This is a genomic window from Streptomyces sp. NPDC002306 (genome assembly GCF_053593435.1).
Genome location: NZ_JBSFCK010000050.1, coordinates 10423 through 32238 on the forward strand (window position 1 = coordinate 10423; position 21816 = coordinate 32238).

At 67.9% G+C, this 21816-nt stretch carries 4 protein-coding genes and 1 pseudogene; all 5 read left to right on the top strand.

Annotation, left to right across the window (positions count from 1 at the left end; translation table 11 throughout):
* Window positions 1–45: 45 nt before the first annotated feature.
* Complete coding sequence (locus tag ACWCQK_RS37755; RefSeq protein ID WP_451163091.1) at window positions 46–14388, top strand: type I polyketide synthase; 14343 nt, start codon at window positions 46–48, stop codon at window positions 14386–14388.
* A 71-nt stretch (window positions 14389–14459) separates the two neighbouring features.
* Window positions 14460–20738: pseudogene (locus ACWCQK_RS37760) on the top strand (type I polyketide synthase); the annotation flags it as partial.
* Between the two features lie 148 nt (window positions 20739–20886).
* A complete protein-coding gene (locus ACWCQK_RS37765; RefSeq protein ID WP_451163093.1) occupies window positions 20887–21177 on the top strand; it encodes a hypothetical protein in 291 nt (96 codons plus the stop codon).
* Entirely contained in the window at window positions 21120–21536 is a 417-nt protein-coding gene (locus ACWCQK_RS37770; protein ID WP_451163087.1) for a 4'-phosphopantetheinyl transferase superfamily protein, read from the top strand. The genes ACWCQK_RS37765 and ACWCQK_RS37770 overlap by 58 nt, the downstream gene beginning before the upstream one ends.
* Window positions 21533–21816, top strand: a 284-nt coding sequence (locus ACWCQK_RS37775) for a carboxyl transferase domain-containing protein (RefSeq protein ID WP_451163089.1), incomplete at its 3' end; no start/stop codon positions are given. The genes ACWCQK_RS37770 and ACWCQK_RS37775, both read left to right, overlap by 4 nt.

Sequence of the window (21816 nt, forward strand, 5' to 3'; positions counted from 1 at the left end):
CGGGTGATCGTCGGGGAGCGACTCAGGTGAGGTGCGAAGGCCACGCTGACGAACATCGAATCCGAGGGAACACGCATCCTAGGCGGTGAGGCGGTCGCGATTGTCGGCCTGGGATGCCGGCTTCCGCAAGCGGCGAGTCCGGAAGCCTTTTGGCGGCTGCTGCGTGACGGCGTCGACGCCGTCATTGAGACTCCGGCGGATCGGTGGGACGTCAAGTCCCTCTATGACGCCGATCTCTCGGTCGCGGGGAAGACAAACAGCCGCTGGGGCGGTTTCCTGGACGGGATCGACGAGTTCGATCCTGGCTTCTTCGGGATCTCGCCGCGCGAGGCCGCCGTCATGGATCCCCAGCAGCGCTTGGCGCTAGAGCTGGGGTGGGAGGCGTTGGAGGACGCCGGCATTCTCCCCGGCGCGCTGCGGGGAAGCCGGACGGGCGTGTTCGTGGGCGCGATGTGGGATGACTACGCCATGTTGTCGTACCGGCGCGGCGTCGAGACGATCCGACAGCACACTGTCACCGGTGTGCAGCGCGGCATCATCGCCAACCGGCTTTCCTATCTGCTGGGGGTGCGGGGACCCAGTCTGGCGGTGGATACCGGGCAGTCGTCGTCTCTGGTCGCGGTGCACATGGCGTGCGAGAGCTTGCGCAGCGGTGAGTCGGCGGTCGCGCTCGCGGGTGGGATCAACCTCAACCTTGTTCCGGAGAGCGCCATCGGCGTCGCAAAGTTCGGCGGGCTGTCGCCGGACGGCCGCTGCCATGCTTTCGATGCCCGGGCGAATGGATTTGTGCGGGGGGAGGGCGGCGGCCTGGTGGTGCTCAAGCGCCTGTCGCAGGCTGTCGCCGACGGAGACCGGGTCTACTGTGTGATCCGTGGTGGCGCGGTCAACAACGACGGGGGTGGTGACAGCCTCACGGCGCCCAGCCAAGCCGGGCAGCAGGAGGTGCTGCGGCTAGCCTGCGAACGAGCCGGCGTCGATCCGGCCGATGTGCAGTACGTGGAGCTGCACGGCACCGGTACAAAGCTCGGCGATCCGGTCGAGGCGGCGGCTTTGGGTACCGTCCTGGGTGCCGGGCGCGGCGCCGATCGTCCGCTTCTGGTCGGTTCGGTGAAGACCAACGTAGGCCACCTGGAGGGTGCGGCCGGGGTGACCGGTCTGATCAAAGCGGTGCTGTCGATCAGCCGTCGGGAGCTGCCACCGAGCCTGCACTTCCAAACGCCGAATCCGGCCATTCCTGTGGAGTCACTTCACCTGAAGGTGGTAACCGAGACCGGTCCCTGGCCGGCTCCGGAACGACCGTTGATTGCGGGTGTGAGTTCATTCGGCATGGGCGGATCCAACTGCCACCTCGTCCTGGCCGAGCCCCCGGCGGACACCGGGCGGGCGGAGGCTGCCGGGGGTGTTGCGGCAGTGCGGCCAGCCGTCTTGCCGTATGTCGTGTCGGGCCGCACCGCGAAGGCACTGCGGGGCCAGGCGCGGCGGCTGCGGGCGCATCTGGCCGACCGTCCGGGCACCGACCTGGCGGCCCTTGGGTTTTCGCTGGCGGCAACCCGCACCACCTTCGAGCACCGTGCCGTCGTTGTCTCTGCCGAGCGGGACGGGCTCCTGACCGGTCTGGACGCCCTTGCTGAGGGCCGACAGGCGCCGGGGCTGGTGCGGGGCGTGTCCAGGGCGGATCGCAAGCTCGCTTTCCTGTTCGCGGGTCAGGGCAGTCAGCGGCCCGGCATGGGGCGTGAGCTGTACGAGGCGTTTCCCGTGTTCGCCCAAGCGTTCGACGCTGTCTGCAGGGAGCTGGCTCTGCATCTGGACCGGCCGGTCCAGGACGTCGTCTTCGCAGCGCAAGGGCGGACGGATGCTCGGCTTCTGGATCAGACCGGCTTTACCCAGCCCGCGTTGTTCGCGGTCGAGGTCGCGCTGTTCCGCCTGGTGGAGTCCTGGTGTGTTCGGCCGGACTTCGTGGCCGGACACTCGGTCGGCGAGCTGGCGGCCGCGCATGTGGCCGGGGTGCTGTCCCTGGGCGACGCGGCGAAGCTGGTCGCGGCGCGCGGCCGGCTGATGCAGGCCGGGCCCACCGGCGGTGCAATGGTGGCCGTACAGGCCACCGAAGCCGAGGTACTGCCGCTGCTGCTTGGACGCGAGCAGCAGGTCTCCCTGGCCGCGGTCAACGGACCAGGCTCGGTGGTGGTCGCGGGCGATGAGGAGGCGGTGCTGAAGGTCGCCGCCGCCTTGGCCGAGCAGGGCCGCAAGACCAAACGTCTACGGGTCAGCCACGCCTTCCACTCCACGCACATGGACGGAATGCTGGAGGACTTCCGCGCCGTCGCCCAGACGCTGGCATTCCATCCACCCCTCGTGCCATTCGTCTCGAATCTCACCGGCGAGCTGGCCACCGCGGAGCAAATCTGCGCGCCGGAGTACTGGGTGCGGCACGCCCGGCAGACGGTGCGCTTCCGGGACGGCATGCGCCGGCTTTACGCCGACGGCGTCACCGCCTTCCTGGAGCTGGGCCCCGACGGGACGCTGACCACGATGGGCCATGACTGCCTCACCGAAGACACAGCAGAGGCAGCCGACGACGTCACCATGGTGGCCGCCCTGCGCGCTGACCGCTCGGAGGAACAGGCGCTGATCAGCGCGCTGGCCACGCTGCACGTCGAGGGGAACACGGTGGACTGGCCGACGGCGTTCAACGGTCAGGACGCCCGGCGGGTGCCACTGCCGACGTACGCCTTCCAGCGCACCCGGCACTGGCTGGACACCCCGGCAGGCGACGGGCGCGCCGTGCCCCGGCCGGGCGACCAGTCCCCCTCCACGGTCTCAAAAACCCCCGACACCGGCTCCGACGCTGGCTCCGGCCTGCGTGACCAGCTGACCGTCCTGTCCCCCCTGCAACAGGAGCGCCTCCTGCTCGACCTGCTGCGTACCCACGCGGCACTCGTCCTGGGATACCCCGGCCCGCACGAGATCGACCCGGTCCGGACCTTCAAGGACCTGGGCTTCGACTCGCTGACCGCCGTCGAACTCCGCAACAAGCTGGGCTCCGCGGCCGGGATGCCACTGCCCGCCACGCTGCTCTTCGACCACCCCACTCCCCTTGCGCTGGCCCGTCACCTGCGGACCAAGCTGCTCGACGTACAAGCCGGGGCGGACGCCTGGACCGCGTCTGTCCCGGCGTCCGCAGAGGAGCCAGTCGCGATCGTGGCAATGGGCTGCCGGTATCCGGGCGGCGTGGTCTCACCGGAGGATCTGTGGGAGTTGGTTGCTGACGGTGTCGATGCGATCGGCGAGTTTCCCACAAGCCGTGGCTGGAACACGGATGAGCTGTACGACCCCGAGCCGGGTCTGGCAGGCAAGACCTACGTCCGCCGGGGCGGCTTCCTGTATGACGCGGACCGTTTCGATCCGGAGTTTTTCGGGATCAGCCCGCGCGAGGCTTCCGCGGTCGACCCGCAGCAGCGTCTGCTGCTTGAGACGGCCTGGGAGGTGTTTGAGCGGGCGGGTATCGACCCGGGAAGCATGCGCGGAAGCCGGACCGGAGTGTTCATCGGCGCGACAGCCCAGGAGTACGGCCCCCGCCTGCATGAGCAGGCGGACGGTGCCGGGGGCCTTCTACTGACGGGCAGCACTCCCAGTGTCGCCTCGGGCCGCATCTCTTACACTTTCGGGCTGGAGGGCCCGGCAGTCACCGTCGACACGGCCTGTTCGTCGTCGCTGGTGGCGCTGCACCTGGCGGCGCAGTCGCTGCGGCAGGGTGAGTGCGGCATGGCGCTGGCCGGCGGTGTAACGGTCATGGCCTCGCCGGGCATGTTCATAGAGTTCTCCCGGCAGCGCGGGCTGGCGCCTGACGGGCGTTCCAAGGCATTCGCTGCTGCCGCCGACGGCACCAGCTGGGCCGAAGGTGCGGGTCTGGTGCTCCTGGAGCGGCTGTCCGACGCGGAGCGTGAGGGCCATCCGGTGCTGGCGGTGATCAGGGGCTCGGCGGTCAACCAGGACGGTGCCAGCAACGGGCTGACGGCGCCGAGCGGTCCTTCGCAGGAGCGGGTGATCCGGCAGGCTCTGGCGAACGCCCGCTTGGGGCCCGGCCAGATCGATGCCGTGGAGGCCCACGGGACCGGGACGGCGCTGGGCGATCCGATCGAGGCCCAGGCCATCCTGGCCGCCTACGGGCAAGACCGGCCCGCTGCCCAGCCGCTGCGGCTGGGCTCGCTGAAATCGAACATTGGCCATGCTCAAGCCGCTGCGGGTGTGGGCGGGGTCATCAAGACGGTCATGGCCATGCGCCACGGAAAGCTGCCCCAAACGCTGCATGTTGAGGAGCCGTCCCCGCACGTCGACTGGTCCAGCGGTTCAGTGTCCCTGCTGACCGAAAGCGTCCCGTGGCCGGAGACCGGCCGTCCGCGGCGGGCGGGTGTCTCCTCCTTCGGGATCAGCGGCACCAACGCCCATCTCGTTCTCGAGCAGGCTCCGGACGCCTGTGACGGCGCATCTCCGAAGGACGCCGGCCCGGTCGGGGGAGCGGTCCCCTCCCAGGTGGTGCCGTGGGTGCTGTCGGCTCCCGGCGGTGCGGCACTGCGCGCGCAGGCCGGGCGGCTGCTGGCCCACGTGAGATCCGGTGCCGGGCCCGGTGTGGCGGACGTGGGGTTCTCGCTGGCGACCGGCCGGGCCGCGTTCGAGGAGCGGGCCGTGGTGCTCGCCGAGCACAGGGAGGACTTCGTGCGGGGCGTGGCTGCGCTGGCCGCGGGGGAGGACACGGCCAGTGTGGTGCGGGGCAGCACCCGTGGTGCGGGCAGGATGGCGTTCCTGTTTACCGGCCAGGGCAGCCAACGCCTGGGCATGGGCTCCGAGCTGTACCAGACCCACCCATTCTTCGCCCAGGCCTTGGACGCGGTCTGCGCCCACCTGGATGGGCATCTACCACGGCCAGTGAAGGACATCCTCTTCGCCGCTGTGGACACCGCCGAGGCAGATCTGCTGCATCAGACCGTCTTCACCCAGGCCGCCCTCTTCGCGACCGAGGTGGCACTGTTCAGGCTGCTTGAGCACTACGGCCTCGCCCCCGACTACGTGGCCGGCCACTCGATTGGGGAGGTGGCCGCCGCCCATGTGGCCGACGTGCTCACGCTGGAGGACGCCTGCACGCTGGTTGTAGCTCGCGGCCGGCTCATGCAGTCCGCCCCTGAAGGCGGCGCCATGATCGCCGTCCAAGCCAGTGAGGAGCAGATTCTGGGGTCGTTGGCCGGCCACGAGAACAAGGTTGCGATCGCCGCGATCAACGGGCCCACTTCCACCGTCATCTCCGGCGACGCACAGATCGCCGAACAGATCGCCCGGGAATGGGAGTCCAAGGGTCACAAGGCACGACGGCTGCGGGTCAGCCACGCCTTCCACTCCCCGCACATGGACGGCATTCTCGACGAGTTCCGTGAAGTCGCCGCCCGCCTGACCTACGCTGAACCGCGGATCCCTATCGTCTCTAACCTCACCGGCGAGCTGGTTACCACCGATCAAATAAACTCAGCCGATTACTGGGTCGAGCACGTCCGCCGAAGTGTCCGATTCCTGGACGGCATCCGCTGGCTCGAGGCCCACGACGTCACCACATTCATAGAACTGGGACCCGACGGCGTTCTGACAGCCATGGCCCAGGACTGCTTCCCCCCTGACCACACCCACGTGCTGGCCCCGACACTGCGTGGCGACCGACCCGAGACGCTCACCCTCGCCACCGCGCTCGCCCACGCCCACACCCAGGGCGCCCATCTCAACTGGAGGGCGCTTCTCCCTGCCGCCCACCAGGTCGACCTGCCCACCTATGCCTTCCAGCGGCAGCGGTACTGGCTCGATGCCCCCACCGCCACCGGGGAGGCGACCGCTTTCGGACTGGGAACGACCTACCACCCGCTGCTGAGTGCCGCAGTTGACGTCGCCGACGGCAACGGGCTGCTGCTCACCGGCCAGCTGTCACTGGCGACGCACCCCTGGCTCGCCGACCACGTGATCGCCGGCGCCGTAATGCTGCCCGGCACCGCCTTCGTGGAGATGGCCCTCGCAGCCGCGGACCACGTCGGCTGCAACCGGCTCGAGGAACTCGTCCTCGAAGCCCCCCTCGTCCTCCCCGAGCAAGGCGAGGTCCAGCTCCAACTCGCTGTCGGAAACCCCGATGACTCCGGTCACCACCCGATCACGATCCACGCCCGCACAGGCCAGAGCATGGCCTCGTCGGGAAACAAGGAGGGATGGACCCGGTACGCCACGGGCCTGCTGGCCACCAGCGACCGTGCCCAGACGACCGGTCTGGAAATCTGGCCGCCACCAGATGCGACACAGGTTGGGCTGGACGACCTCTACCAACACCTTGCCGGCCTCGGGTACGCGTACGGACCGGCTTTCCAGGGCCTTCGGGCCGCCTGGCGCCTGGGGGAAGATATCTACGCAGAAACGCGCCTGCCCGAGGAACGACAGGCCGAGGCCACACGCTTCGGCATCCACCCCGCGTTGCTCGACGCCACGCTGCACCCCCTTCTGCTCAAAGCCAGCGCCCCCGAGGAAGACGCCGAGCGGATACAGCTGCCGTTCTCCTGGGCGGGCGTGGCCCTGCACACCACCGGAGCCACCGCGCTGCGAGCGCGCTGGTCACCGGCTGCTCACGGTAGCGTGGGGTTGACGCTCGCCGATGCCAGCGGTGCGGTCGTAGCGGCGGTCGACTCACTGGTCCTCAGAAATGTCCCCGCCAACCAGCTGACCGGCGTCGCCGCCGGACACCACCAGTGCCTGTATCACGTTGACTGGGTGCCCGTCCCGACCGATGCGGCTGCCACCGGCCGCTGGGCTGTGTTGGGCGCCGAGGGAGCCGGACTGGCCTGGCTGGAAGCCGGCGCGTTCCCCACCGATGCGTACGCCGATCTGGCCGCGTTGCGTGAGGCGATTGCGTCGGGTGTGCAAGTCCCGAACCTGGTGCTCGTTCCCTGCCCCGCTGGACCTGACACTGCCGCAGGCCCGGCAGCGATGGCGCGTGTCGCCACCCACAAGACGCTGGCTCTGATCCAGGAGTGGCTGGCCGACGACCGGCTCATCTCTTCCCGTTTGGTGTTCATGACCGCCGGAGCGGTCTCCACCCACACTGGGGAGAGCATGCCGGGCCTGGACCATGCACCCGCGTGGGGGCTGCTGCGCGCCGCGCAGACTGAGCACCCGGACCGTTTCGTGCTCGTCGACATGGACGAAGACCCTCGCTCCACAGCCCAACTACCCGCCGTGCTCACGTGCGGCGAACCACAGATCGCGGTCCGCGCCGGACAGGCGCTGGTCCCCCGCCTGACCCGGACGGTCCACGACAGCACACTGCGGGTACCGGCGGAAACACCCTGGCGGCTGGATGTCACCACCCCCGGAACGCTGGAGGCCCTAGCCCTGCTGCCCTGCCAGGACGCCAGCAGGCCGCTCGGATCCACCAAGGTCCGGATCGCGGTCCGCGCGGCCGGACTGAACTTCCGCGACGTCTTGGTCACCCTGGATGCCATCTCCCTGAGTGACGCGACCCTGGGCTGCGAAGGCGCCGGCGTGGTGACCGAAGTCGGCAGTGAGGTCACCGCGCTGCGCCCCGGTGACCGGGTGATGGGCATGATCCCGGGATCGTTCGGACCGGTCGCGGTCACCGATCACCGGCTGGTCGTACCCATTCCCAACGACTGGACCTTCGAGAATGCGGCGGCGGTACCGATCGTTTTCGCCACCGCTTACCACGGCCTGGTCAACCTGTCCGAGCTGCGATCCGGCCAGTCGCTGCTCGTGCACGCCGCCGCCGGCGGCGTGGGCATGGCCGCCGTGCAACTGGCCCGCCACTTCGGCGCGGAAGTCTTCGGCACCGCCAGCCCCGGCAAGTGGGACACCCTGCGCGCGTCCGGGCTGGACGATGCTCACATCGCCTCCTCGCGCACCCTGGAATTCGAGGAACGCTTCCTGTCTGCCACTGGCGGCCGCGGCCTCGACGTCGTCCTGGACTGCCTGGCAGGAGAGTTCGTGGACGCCTCGCTGCGGTTGCTACCTCGCGGCGGGCGGTTCGTCGAGATAGGCAAGACCGACATCCGGGACCCGCGCGAAGTGGCCGCAGTCCACCCGGCAGTGGCGTATCAGGCATTCGATCTGATCAAAGTCGCCCACACCGAGCCGGAACGGTTCCACCAGATCCTCACTGACATTGTCGCCCTGTTCGAACAGGGCACCTTGCGTCACCTGCCGGTGCGGACTTGGGATGTCCGGCGTGCATCCGAGGCGTTCCGTTTCATGAGCCAGGCACAGAACGTCGGGAAGGTCGTGCTGACCATCCCTCCGGCATGGAACCCGGACGGCACCGTACTCATCACGGGCGGCATCGGAACGCTGGGCAGTTTGGTCGCCCGGCACCTGGCCTCCGAACACGGCGTACGGCATCTGCTGCTGGCCGGCCGCCGCGGACCCCACACCCCTGGCGCCACCGACCTGGTGGCGCAGCTGGCCGGCCTCGGAGCCCAGGCCACCACGGTGGCCTGTGACGTCACCAACCGGCAGGACCTGGCCGCCCTGCTGCAGGCCATACCCCAAGAGCATCCACTGACCGCGATCGTGCACACCGCCGGCGTTCTGGACGACCGGCCAATCGGCGCGCTGAACCCGGAAAGCCTCGACACAGTTCTGCGACCCAAGGCTGACGCGGCGTGGAACCTGCACGAGCTCACCCAGAACCTGGACCTGTCCGCCTTCATTGTCTTCTCCTCCATCGCCGGTACCCTCGGCAGCGCCGGCCAGGGAAACTACGCCGCAGCCAACGTCTTCTTGGACGCCCTGGCCCAGCACCGGCAAGCCGAAGGGCTGCCCGCGACCTCACTGGCCTGGGGCCTGTGGGACCAGCGCAACGGCATGACCGAGGGGCTGCAGCAGACCGATTTGACGCGCTGGGCCCGTCTCGGCGTCACCCCGCTCGCCCCCGACAACGGCCTTGCACTCTTCGACGCCGCGCTGCGTACCAGTTCCGCACTGGTCGTGCCAGCCTGCCTGGACCTGCACGCGCTACAGGCTCGCGCCGGCACACGCAATCTGCCCCGGGTCCTGCGCGGTCTGGTCCGTGCTCCTGGACGGCGGGCGGCGGCTTACACGGCTGGGGGCACGGGACAACTTGCCGATCGCCTGGCCGGGCTACCGGCCGACAAACAGCAACGCGTGCTGCTCGATATGGTCCGCACCGAGATCGCGGCTGTCCTGGCACACACCAATCCCGACGCCATCGATGCCGAACGCGGCCTGAAAGAGCTGGGCTTGGACTCGCTGACCGCCGTGGAGCTGCGCAACCGGCTGAACACGACCACCGGGCTACGGCTGCCGACCACCATGGTCTTCGACTACCCGACCGCTACCGCCCTGGCCCGCAATCTGTTGGAGAAGCTGTCAGATGCGCCGGGCAGAACCGCCGCCCCAGTCACCGAGGCTGAGGTGAAGGAGGACGAGCTGATCGCGATCGTGGGCATGGCATGCCGCTACCCCGGCGGTGTGCGAACTCCCGAAGACCTGTGGCAGCTGGTCGCCGACGGCACGGATGCGATCGGAGGCTTCCCCACAGACCGGGGCTGGAACCTGGAGGATCTGTACGACCCGGATCCGGAACGGGCCGGAACGTCCTATGCCCGCCAAGGCGGCTTCCTCTATGACGCGGACCGTTTCGACCCCGAGTTCTTCGGGATCAGCCCACGTGAGGCAACCGCGATCGACCCCCAGCAGCGGCTGCTGCTGGAGACCGCGTGGGAGGCCTTCGAACGGGCAGGAATAGACCCCACCGCCCTGCGAGGTAGCCGCACCGGCGTCTTCGCCGGCGTGATGTACAACAACTACGCCTCACACTTGCACAAGGCAGCAGAGGGCTTCGAGGGTTTCCTCCTCACCGGAAGCACCCTCAGCGTCGCCTCCGGCCGGATCTCCTACGCCTACGGGCTGGAGGGCCCGGCGGTCACGGTGGACACGGCCTGCTCGTCGTCACTGGTGGCCCTGCACCTGGCGGCGCAGTCGCTGCGGGCGGGCGAGTGCACGCTGGCCCTGGCTGGCGGCGTGACCGTGATGGCCACCCCGAACACCTTTGTCGAGTTCAGTCGGCAGCGCGGGCTCGCCCCGGACGGGCGGTGCAAGGCCTTCGCGGCGGCGGCTGACGGCACCAGCTGGAGCGAGGGCGCGGGCCTGCTGCTTGTGGAACGTCTGTCGGATGCCCGCCGTAACGGACACCCTGTCTTGGCGGTGGTGCGGGGCTCAGCGGTCAACCAGGACGGGGCTAGCAACGGGTTGACGGCGCCGAACGGACCCGCGCAGGAGAAGGTGATCCTGCAGGCGCTGGCAAACGCCGGCCTCACAGCCAGTGACGTGGACGTCGTGGAAGCGCACGGCACCGGTACCAGGCTGGGTGACCCGATCGAAGCCCAGGCGTTGCTGGCGACCCTCGGCCAGGACCGACCCGCCGATCGGCCGCTGTGGCTGGGCTCGCTGAAGTCCAACATCGGCCACACCCAAGTCGCCGCCGGCGTCGGCGGCGTGATCAAAATGGTCATGGCCCTGCGTGAAGATTTCCTGCCCAAGACGTTGCACGTGGATGAGCCCTCACCCAACGTGGACTGGTCCGCAGGAGCGGTGCGGCTGCTCACTCAGCCACAGCCCTGGCCGAACAGCGGTAACCCGCGCCGGGCCGGGGTGTCCTCCTTCGGGATCAGCGGTACCAACGCGCACGTCATCCTCGAACAAGCCCCGCCAGTCGAGACCATCTCCAACCCAGCAGACGCCCCAGCCATTGACACGGGCGTCCCCGGCGGCCCGTCGCCGCGTGTTCCTTCGACGGTGCCGTGGCTCGTGTCGGGCAAGAGCGAGCGGGCCTTGCGTGCTCAGGTCGAAAAGCTGTGGGAACACGCACAGACCCACCCCGAACTATCCGCAATGGACGTGGCCTTCTCACTGGCGACGTCACGATCGGAGTTCGACCACCGGGCGGTGGTGTTCGGGCAGGTCCGTGACGACCTCACGCACGGCCTGCGTGCCCTCGCCACCGACCGCGCCGTCCCCGGTCTGGTTCATGGTGTGGTCCGGCCCAGCGTCAAAGTCGCCTATCTGTTCCCCGGTCAGGGCAGCCAGCGTCTGGGCATGGGACGAGAGCTGTACGAGACATTCCCGGCTTTCGCCGAAGCCCTGGACTCGGTCTGCACGCACCTGGACGCACACCTGGATCAGCCGGTGCGGGAGGTTATGTTCGCCGAGGAGGGCACGGCACACGCGCACCTGTTGGACCAGACCGTCTACACCCAAGCCGCACTGTTCGCGGTGGAGGTCGCGCTCTTCCGCCTCCTGCAGCACTGGGGCGTACGGCCCGACTTCCTGCTCGGGCATTCGATCGGCGAGGTGGCCGCCGCCCACGTCGCCGGCGTGTGGTCACTCAAGGATGCATGCGCCCTGGTCGCGGCCCGCGGCCGACTGATGCAGGCCCTGCCATCGGGCGGGGCTATGGTGGCGGTGCAGGCTGGCGACGATGAAGTACTGCCGCTTCTGGCCGGTTTCGAGGACAGGGTCAGCATCGCGGCGGTCAACAGCCCCTCATCGGTGGTGCTCTCCGGAGACGAGGACGCGGTTCTGCAGATCGCCGAGCAGTGCCAGATCCTGGGCCGGAAGACCAAGCGCCTGCGGGTCAGCCACGCATTCCACTCACCCCGCGTCGACAGCATGCTGGAGGAGTTTGCTGCAAACATTGCGGGACTGTCCTTCTGCGCCCCGGTGATACCGCTCGTCTCCAACCTCACTGGCGAACTCATGTCTGCCGACGAGGCGTGTTCCCCGGAGTATTGGGCTCGGCATGTGCGGCAGATGGTGCGGTTTGGCGACGGTGTGCAATGGCTGCACGGCCAGGGTGTGACCGCGTTCATAGAGGTGGGCCCGGACGGGGTGCTCACCGCGCTGTCACAAGACTGCCTGGCCGAGGCCGATACTGTCGCGGTGCCCGCCTTGCGGGGGGATCGCACGGAGACACAGGCGCTCCTCACCGCGCTCGCCCAGGTCCACGTCATGGGCGTTCTCGTGCACTGGGCTTCGGTAATGACCGGCTGGGGCGGGCGGCGGGTGGAGTTGCCTACCTACGCTTTCCAGCAACAGCGGTACTGGCTGGAGGACACACCCGAGTCCACCGTGCCGGACACTGGCGGTGCCGCATCGATGGATACCCCGTTCTGGCAGGCGGTGGACCACCAGGACATGGAGAAGTTGGCCAGCCTCCTGAAACTCGATAACCGCGACCGGTCCCCGCTGAGCGAGGTGCTGCCGGCCCTGTCGTGCTGGCATCGGGAGCAAAGCGAGCAAGCCAAGCTCGACGGCTGGCGGTATCGGATCACCTGGACGCCACTTCCTGAGGCTCCTATCGCGCACACATCGGGGCGTTGGCTGGTGGTGCTCCCAGGTGACAGCTCCCATGACGACCTGGTCGCTCAAACGGTGCAGGCGCTGACCGAGCGCGGCGTCCACCCCATCACCATCCGGCAGGGCCTGGCCGAAGCCGACCGCTCCTCGCTGGCCCAGGAGCTACACAAAGCGCTGGTAGAGGCTACGGCCAGCGACCCCGGGGCGACTGACTCGTCAGCGGTGGAGGGTGTGCTGTCGCTGCTGGCGCTCGACGACCGGCCCCACCCCAGGTATCCCGTCATCCCGCTCGGCATGGCTGGCACGATGGCGCTGGTGCAGGCTCTCGGCGACGCCGGTATTGGGGCGCCGCTGTGGGTGGCCACTCGGGGTGCGGTGTCGACGGGAGCGTCGGACCGTATGGACAACCCGGGGCAGGCCATGCTGTGGGGATTGGGCCAAGTCGCGGCGCTGGAGCATCCCGACCGCTGGGGCGGACTGATCGACCTCCCCCCGCGGCTGGACTCACGGACGGCACAACGGCTGTGCGCCGCACTGTCGACCTCACACCATGACGATCAACTGGCGGTACGAGCCTCAGCACTCCTGGCCCGCCGGCTGACGAGAGCCCCCCTCAAAGACATTGCCCCACCAGACTCAGCCAGTGCCTGGAAGCCCCGCGGCACGGTATTGATCACCGGTGGCACTGGGGCACTCGGCGCACACATCGCCCGGTGGCTGGCCCGCAGCGGAGCCGAACATCTGGTGCTGTCCAGCCGCCGAGGTCCCCAAGCCCCGGGCGCGCTCGAACTGGAGAGGGAACTGACCGAACTGGGCGTCGAGGTCACACTGTCCGCCTGTGATGTGGCCGACCGGGAGGCCCTGCAGGAGTTGCTGGAGACGTTGCGATCAAAGCCACCACTGACCGCAGTCGTACACGCCGCCGGCGTAAACCATTCCACCCCTCTAACAGAAACCAATCTCACGGAATTCACGAATGCAGTCTCAGCGAAAGTCGCGGGCGCCATCCACCTGGATGAACTCCTCGGCGGAAGGCAACTTGACGCATTCGTACTGACCTCGTCCGTCATGGGCGTCTGGGGGGGAAAGGGACAAGGTGGGTACGCAGCTGGAAACGCCTTCCTGGACGCGCTGGCGCAGCACCGTCGGGCCCGGGGGCTCGCGGCGATGTCCATCGCGTGGGGGCCGTGGGCTGGGGAAGGCATGGCGGATGTCGCACAACTGGACAAGCGCGGGCTGTGCGCGATGTCACCGGAGGCTGCCATCAGCGCTCTGCAGCAGGCAGCGAACCACAACGATGACGTAGTTACGGTTGTGGATGTGGACTGGGAGCGGTTCGCTCCCACCTTCACATCCGTCCGTTCGACTCGCCTCTTTGAGGATCTACCCGAGGTCCGCGGGATCCTGACGGCCGAGGATGCCAGTTCTGGTAACAGCACTACCGAGATGGCTCCGGTTCTGGCGAGGCAGCTGGCTGTTGCTGCGGAAACTGAGCAGGAAGGTGTGCTGCTCGATCTGGTATGTGCCCAGGCGGCCGCTGTGCTCAGTTATGACTCGTCCCAAGGAATAGATCCGCAGCGCGCTTTTCGGGATCTGGGTGTCAGCTCGTTGGCTGCCGTTGAAATCCGCAACCGGCTCGGCGCTTCAACTGGATTGCGGTTGCCGACCAATGTGATCTTCGATCATCCGACCCCAGCTTCCCTCGCGACGCACATCAAGCTACAGCTCCTCAAAGGCGCTCCTGTCACCTCGGGCGGGGTCGACCATCTGCTCGCAGAGCTCGAAAAGCTCACCTCCATCATCTCGGGAATGAAGGAAAGCGACGCAAGGAAACAAGAAATACTTACTCACCTTAGAGCATGCTTGTCACAGCTCGAGGAGCAGCAATCCCCGGCAAATCCGGTCGATGTTTCCGGATTTGAATCCGCCACAGACGACGAAGTGTTCGACTTCCTTAACCAGGAATTCGGCATCTCCTAAACGCCGGATTATCCATCCCTCGAGCAACGAAAAGGGCTCTCATGCAGCAGGAAGAGAAGCTGCGCCATTACCTCAAGCGGGCGACTGCTGAACTGACCGAGACCCGGCAGCGCCTGCGGGAGACGGAAGCGAAGGACCACGAGCCTGTCGCGATTGTGGGCATGGCCTGTCGTTTCCCCGGGGAGGTGGCTTCGCCGGAGGAGTTGTGGCGGTTGGTGGCTGAGGCGCGGGAGGCGACCGGCGCATTCCCGGACAACCGTGGCTGGGCGACGGAGGGGCTGTACGATCCGGATCCGGACCGGCCGGGGAAGACTTACACGCTCAAAGGCGGGTTTCTCCATAATGTCGGCGGGTTTGATGCGGGTTTCTTCGGGATCAGCCCTCGGGAAGCCGTTTCGATGGATCCGCAGCAGCGACTGCTGCTGGAGACCGCGTGGGAGGCATTTGAGCATGCCGGAATCGATCCGGTATCGCTGCGGGGCAGCCGAACCGGCGTCTTCACTGGTACGAACGGCCAGGACTACGGCGCGCTTGAAACGATGGGCGTGACCCAAGACGTCGAGGGCTACCAGGTCACGGGCCTGGCGGCGAGCGTCATTTCTGGGCGTGTGGCGTACTGCTTCGGGCTGGAGGGGCCGGCGGTGACGGTGGATACGGCGTGTTCGTCGTCGCTGACGGCGCTGCACCTGGCGTGTCAGTCGCTGCGACGAGGCGAGAGTGAGATGGCGCTGGCCGGGGGCGTGACGGTGATGGCGACGCCTGGCCCGTTTGTGGAGTTCAGCCGTCAACGTGGGTTGTCGGCTGACGGGCGATGCAAGGCGTTTGCGGCCGGGGCCGACGGCACGGGCTGGGCGGAGGGCGTGGGGCTGTTGCTGGTGGAGCGACTGTCGGACGCCCGGCGCAACGGCCACCCCATTCTGGCCCTGGTCCGAGGTAGTGCGGTCAACCAGGACGGGGCGAGCAACGGGCTGACCGCCCCCAACGGCCCGTCCCAAGAACGCGTGATCCGCCAGGCGCTGGCTGACGCCCGTCTGACGCCCGGCGAAGTGGATGCGGTCGAGGCCCACGGCACCGGCACGCCCCTGGGAGACCCGATCGAGGCGCATGCGCTCCTGGCCACCTACGGGCAGGGCCGCCCGAAGAACCGGCCCCTGTGGCTCGGCGCGCTCAAGTCGAACATCGGTCACTCCCAGGCGGCGGCGGGCGTGGGCGGCGTCATCAAGATGGTGCAGGCGATGCGGCACGGCCTGCTGCCGCAGACCCTGCACGTGGACGAACCCACCCCGCATGTGGACTGGTCTGCGGGGGCGGTGTCCTTGCTGACCGAGGCCACACCGTGGCCGCAGAATGACCACCCTCGTCGGGCAGGCGTGTCGTCGTTCGGTATCAGCGGCACCAACGCCCACGTCATCCTGGAACAGGCGCCGCCTGAGCAGTCCAGGTCGGCACGGGAGAACACCACGATGCCGGTGGTGCCGTGGTTGTTGTCGGCTAAGAGCGCGGAAGCGTTGCGGGAGCAGGCGCGGCGGCTGCTGGCTCATGTGGAGGACGGACGCTTCGCGGATTCTGCGGTCGACGTGGGGTTCTCGCTAGCCACCTCGCGTGCGCTGTTCGACCACCGGGCAGTGGTGCTCGCCGGCGATCAGCAGGGCTTGGCACGGGGCCTGCACGCGGTGCGCGAGGGCCGGCCGGCGAACGGGGTAGTACTGGGGACCGCCAGTCTCGGCCCGGGCAAGGTCGCGTTCATGTTCTCCGGCCAGGGCAGTCAACGCGCGGGCATGGGCCGACAGCTGTACGAGGCGTTCCCGCCCTTCGCCGAGACGATGGACGCGGTCTGCGCTGAACTGGACCGGCACCTGGCCGGGTATGCGGACATCTCGGTGCGGGAGGTGCTATTCGCCGAGCCGGGGTCGGCCAAGGCTGCACTGCTGAATCAAACAATGTTCACTCAGGCCGGACTGTTCGCATTCGAGGTGGCCCTGTTCCAGCTGCTGCAGCACTGGGGCATACGCCCTGCCTTCCTCCTGGGACATTCCATCGGCGAGGTCGCCGCCGCCCACGCGGCCGGCGTGTGGTCGCTGCAGGACGCGTGCGCCCTGGTCGCTGCCCGCGGCCGGCTGATGCAGCAGCTGCCCGTCGGCGGCGCGATGTACGCCGTGCAGGCCACCGAGCAGGAGGTCCTGTCCTGTATGGCTGGCCACGAAGCACAGGTGAGTATCGCGGCAATCAATGGGCCGTCCGCCGTCGTGGTCTCCGGCGACGAACACCTCGTCGGCGAGATCGCCCGGCTGTGGGAGAGGCAGGGGCGCCGGGTCAAGCCGCTGCCGGTCAGCCACGCCTTCCACTCCCCCCACCTGGATCCGATCCTCGCTGACGTGCGTGAGGAGGTAGAGAGGCTGTCCTTTACCGCACCCGCGATTCCGATCGTCTCCACTCTCACCGGTGACGTCATCACGGCCGAGCAGGCATGTTCGCCCGAGTACTGGATTCAGCAGGTCCGGCACACGGTGCGTTTTGCAGATGCAGCTCGCGCCCTGGGCAGCCACGGCGTGGACGTGATCATAGAGCTGGGCCCGGACGGCACCCTCACTACCCTGGCCCACTCCGCTCTCGCTGACCACGGCGGTAGAGATGCCCAAGCCACGCACGCCGTGCTGGCGACACCCGCCTCCCGAGCCGGCCAATCCGAAGTCCAGTCTCTACTCACCGCCCTAGGCGAACTCCACGTCCACGGTGCGACCGTCGACTGGAACGCCCTGTTCACTCCCTGGACCCCCCAGCGGGTCCCCCTGCCCACCTACGCCTTCCAACACCAGCACTACTGGCTCACCACCCCAGCTCTGACCGTGAACGTGGATGCTGCTGGTCTGCGTCCTGTTGATCATCCGCTGCTTGCGGCCGCTGTAGGGCTGCCCGCAATGGACGGTTTCCTGTTCACTGGCCGGCTGTCGCTGGCGTCGCACCCCTGGCTGGCAGGTCACTCGGTGCTGGGAACCGTCCTGTTGCCAGCCGTGGTCTTCGTCGAGATGGCGATCCGGGCTGGTGCGAAAGTTGGCTGTGATCGCCTGGAAGAGCTGACGTTGCAGGCGCCGATGATCCTTCCCGAGCACGGTGGAATCGCATTCCAGGTCGCGGTAGGGGCCCCCGACGGGTCCGGCCATCGAACCGTGCACGTGTACTCGCGTCCCGAGGAGGAAGACGCCGACGTGCAGGACCCGTGGACCCTTCATGTCACCGGCTTACTGACGGCAGGAGGCGACGGCGACAGCCCAGCGGGCGCCCGTGCTCGGGGTATTGATGTCTGGCCCCCCCGAGGCGCGGTCCCTGTGGACGTTGATGACCTCTATGAACGCGCTGCCGAGCACGGGTACGCGTACGGGCCGGCCTTTTCAGGATTGCGGGCCGCGTGGCGGCGCGGGAATGAGATCTTCGCCGAGGTGGCCCTGGCGCCAGAGCAGCTAGGGCAAGTGGAGCAGTTCGTTGTGCACCCCTCGCTGTTGGAAGCAGCACTGCACACGCTGTTCCTGAACCCTGACATCGATGTGTGGCAGCAGCGGCGGCTGCCATTCCACTGGAGCGGCGTGTCGCTGCATGCCTCCAGCGCGTCGACCGCGAGAGTTTGTCTGGCGGCGGCGGGCCCGGACACCGTGTCCCTGACCGTGACCGACGCCACCGGCGCCCTGATCGCCTCGGCGGAATCGTTGCTGGTGCGCCCCATCACGGCCGAGCAACTCAGCGCGCCCGACCTACACCGTGACTCGCTGTTCCACGTTGAGTGGACCCCGCTGACCACCCCGGACCGGCAGGAGGCAGCCAACCGGTGGGCCGCGCTCGCCGATGCCGACGCATCCGGACTACGCCCCCTGCTCGGAGCCATGAACGTACCGGTGCAGACTCACAAGGACCTCGAATCACTGACGGCGGCCATCGCCACCGACGGGCCTACGCCAGGCACGGTGAGCGTCATCTGCACTCCCCACCGGGACTACAGCGACGCAGACCTTGCAACGCAGGTACACATGGATACGCAGCGCATGCTGGAGCTGCTGCAGTCCTGGCTTGCGGAGGACCGGCTCGCCTGCACCCGCCTGGTGATCGTGACCAAGCACGCGGTCGCCGCCGGACCCGCGCAGGACCTGATCGACATGGTGCACGCCCCGCTGTGGGGACTGGTGCGCTCGGCCCAATCCGAGCATCCGGGCCGCTTCGTGCTCATCGACCTGGACGACCAGGAAGCCTCCGCAGCCGCACTGCCTGCGGTGGTGGCCTCCGGCGAGCCCCAGACAGCCATCCGCGCAGGCAGCGCCCACGTGCCCCGACTCGCACGGATGACCTCTCCGGTCCACGGCGGGACAGCTGACCTGGATCCGCAAGGAACCGTCCTCATCACCGGCGCTACCGGAGCCTTGGGGAGTCTGGTAGCCCGTCACCTGGTAAGCCACCACAGCGTCCAGCATCTAGTACTGGCCAGTCGCCGCGGGCGTCAGGCCGAGGGGGCCACCGAGCTGGAAGCGGAGCTGACCGCGCTTGGGGCCCACATCACGCTCACCACCTGCGACGTGACCGATCGGGACGCGGTGGCTGAGCTGATCACCAGCGTACCGGGCGACCATCCGCTGACGGCGGTCATACACACTGCGGGCACCCTGGACGACGGCCTCCTTGAAACACTGACCGCAGAACAAGTCGCACGCGTGCTCCGCCCGAAGGTGGACGGAGCCTTGATCCTCGATGAACTCACCGCAGATCTGAACCTGTCGGCATTCATGCTGTTCTCATCCGCCGCCGCCACCGTCGGCACCTCGGGACAGAGCAGCTATGCCGCGGCCAACGCCTTCATGGACGCCATGGCGCAGCATCGGCGGGCACGCGGGCTCGTTGCCACCTCGCTGGCCTGGGGACCGTGGGCGGAAGCGAGCGGCATGACCGCCGGCTTGAGCAGAACCGATACCCAACGGCTGACTCGATCCGGCATTGCTCCGCTGACCACCCGGCAGGGCCTGGCTCTCTTCGACGCAGCCCTCGCCACCCACGTACCCCAGCTGGTGCCGCTGCGGCTGAACCTCGCAACACTGCGCAGCCAAGCAAATGGCACGACGACCTCGCCCCTCCTGCGTGGCCTGGTCCGCCCCGCACCACAGCTGCGCGGCACCACCGACGGCCCCGCCACGCTGCTCCAGCAGTTGGCCGGGCGCGCCGAGGCCGAGCAGGACCACATCATGCTGGAGCTGGTGCGCAACCAAACAGCCGCAGTCCTCGGTCACGCCTCGGCACAGGACATTCCAAAAGACCGCGGCTTTCTCGAGGCAGGGCTCGACTCGCTGACCTCACTCGAGCTTCGCAACCACCTCACCAGAACCACCGGATTGCGTTTGCCCGCAACCCTGCTCTTCGATTACGCCACGCCCGTCGCCCTCGCCCAACACCTGCGAGGACAATTGACGGCAGGACACGAGACTGCCTCCCTCAACGGCGAACCGCGAGAAAACGCGGCCGCGCAGCAGGCGCCGTTCGTGCCGTGGTCAGCCACCATCGAGTCGCTGTACCAAAAGGCTTGCGACTTCGGCACACCCGATGATGGCCTGGAGTTGCTGACCGCTCTGTCACACCTTCGGCCGTCTTTCGACGAGAGAACCAGTTTCACCAACGCACCACAGCCCATCCGGCTCTGTCATGGCCCAAAGCAGCCGACGCTCATCTGCTTCCCGTCGATTGTCGGGGTATGGGGGGCCAACGAGTTCACACGTTTTGCGTCCGAGTTTCGTGGAATACGCGATGCAGCCATGCTGCCCACCCCGGGATTCACCGGCGCTGAACTGCTTCCGGAAACCGTCGATGCCCTGGTGCAGTCCGAGGTCGATACCCTCCTCCGCGATTTCGCCGGTAGCCCCACGATGCTCGTGGGGCGCTCCTCAGGCGGCTGGATTGCGCATGCCGTAGCCGCCCGACTGGAGGCTCTCGATGCTCCTCCGGCCGGCGTCGTCCTCCTGGACACCTATGTCCCCGACAGCGTGATAGCGCCGCGCATCAAAGCCATGATCACAGAGGTGGCGCTCGGATCGGGAAGAACGTTGGCCGCTCCGGAGGAGGCCGGGCTCACGGCCATGGCCTGGTACTTCCAGCTCTTTTCCAACTGGAAGCCCTCCGAGATCACCGTTCCCGTCCTGTTCCTTCGTGCCTCACAGATGTCCCCGCGTTGGGCCGATCTGTGCGGTGACGAAGACTGGCAGTCCTCGTGGACTTCGGCCAACCGAGTTATCGACGTACCGGGAGACCATTTCACGATGATGGAGAAGCATGTCAACTCCACCACTCGAGCGATTCAAGACTGGCTCGAAGGGGTTCATTAACTTGCGCGCTGACAAACGCGGCATGTCCGGGAGGGCCGACGGGCAGATGCCAACACTTCCGCAACGGCCTTCAAAAGCGTTCCTGAGTAGACTGTTATGCCCGCCCATCATGGTTGCCGAGGCGTTCGGCGATCCAGCCGGCCCGCCGATGCTGTTTCCCAAGGAAGAACAATTGGTGGCCAACGCGGCGGCGAAGCGCCGCCGGGAGTTCGCGACCGTCCGAGCCTGCGCTCGGACGCCCTTGGCGGCCCAGGGCCCCCGCCCCATCCTGCCCCGGGCACGCGGCGAACCGCGGTGGCCGGTCGGGATCATCAGCATGAAGCGCTGCCGCCGGCTATCGGGCGGCGTCGGTGGCGCGCGCCACCGACGTGGTGATGATCGATGTGGACGCAGGAGCGGAACCAACCGCTACCCGACCGCGGCGCGCTGGATCTCGTGACCGTCGCCGAGGAACAGACCAGGCTGCCGATGCTGGCGGCCCAGCGACCCGACGTGTGCTGGGACCGGTTGCTGTTCAGTGCCAAGGAAAGCGTCTACAAGGCGTGGTACCCACTCAACGGCCAGTGGCTGGACTTTGTTGAGCAAGTGGTGATCTCCGTGGATCCTGCAGCACGCGCCTTCACCGCGCGGCTGCTGGTCCCGGACCCGGTGGTGGCCAGCACCCGGCTCTGCGGTTTCAGCAGCGGCTGGCGGGTCCGCAACGGGCTGCTGGTGACCGCGATCGCGGTGCCCAGCCAGGCGGTTCGGTCCCCAGACCCGCCGAGCGACGGTCGAGAGATGGGAAGCGGTGTGCGATGACAGCCTTACAGGAACCTCCCGGCGAGGCCATACCGGCCAGCTCGGTGACTCCGTGCAGCATGCGGGGCCGTGTCACCGAAATGCTCGCCATCAAGGACCGGGCCCGCAGCGGCCCGAGCGAGCGCGCCACCGAGGCGCAGCATGCCAAGGGCAAGCTGACCGCACGTGAGCGCATCGCGCTGCTGCTCGACCCGGGCTCGTTCCGGGAAGTCGAGCCACTGCGCCGGCACCGGGCATCCGGCTTCGGCCTGGAGGCCAAGAAGCCCTACACCGACGGCGT

Excerpts from the sequence above, each read along its gene's own strand:
- ACWCQK_RS37770 (WP_451163087.1), top strand. The coding sequence starts at position 21,120 with ATGTGGACGCAGGAGCGGAACCAACCGCTACCCGACCGCGGCGCGCTG.
- ACWCQK_RS37765 (WP_451163093.1), top strand. The coding sequence starts at position 20,887 with ATGCTGTTTCCCAAGGAAGAACAATTGGTGGCCAACGCGGCGGCGAAG.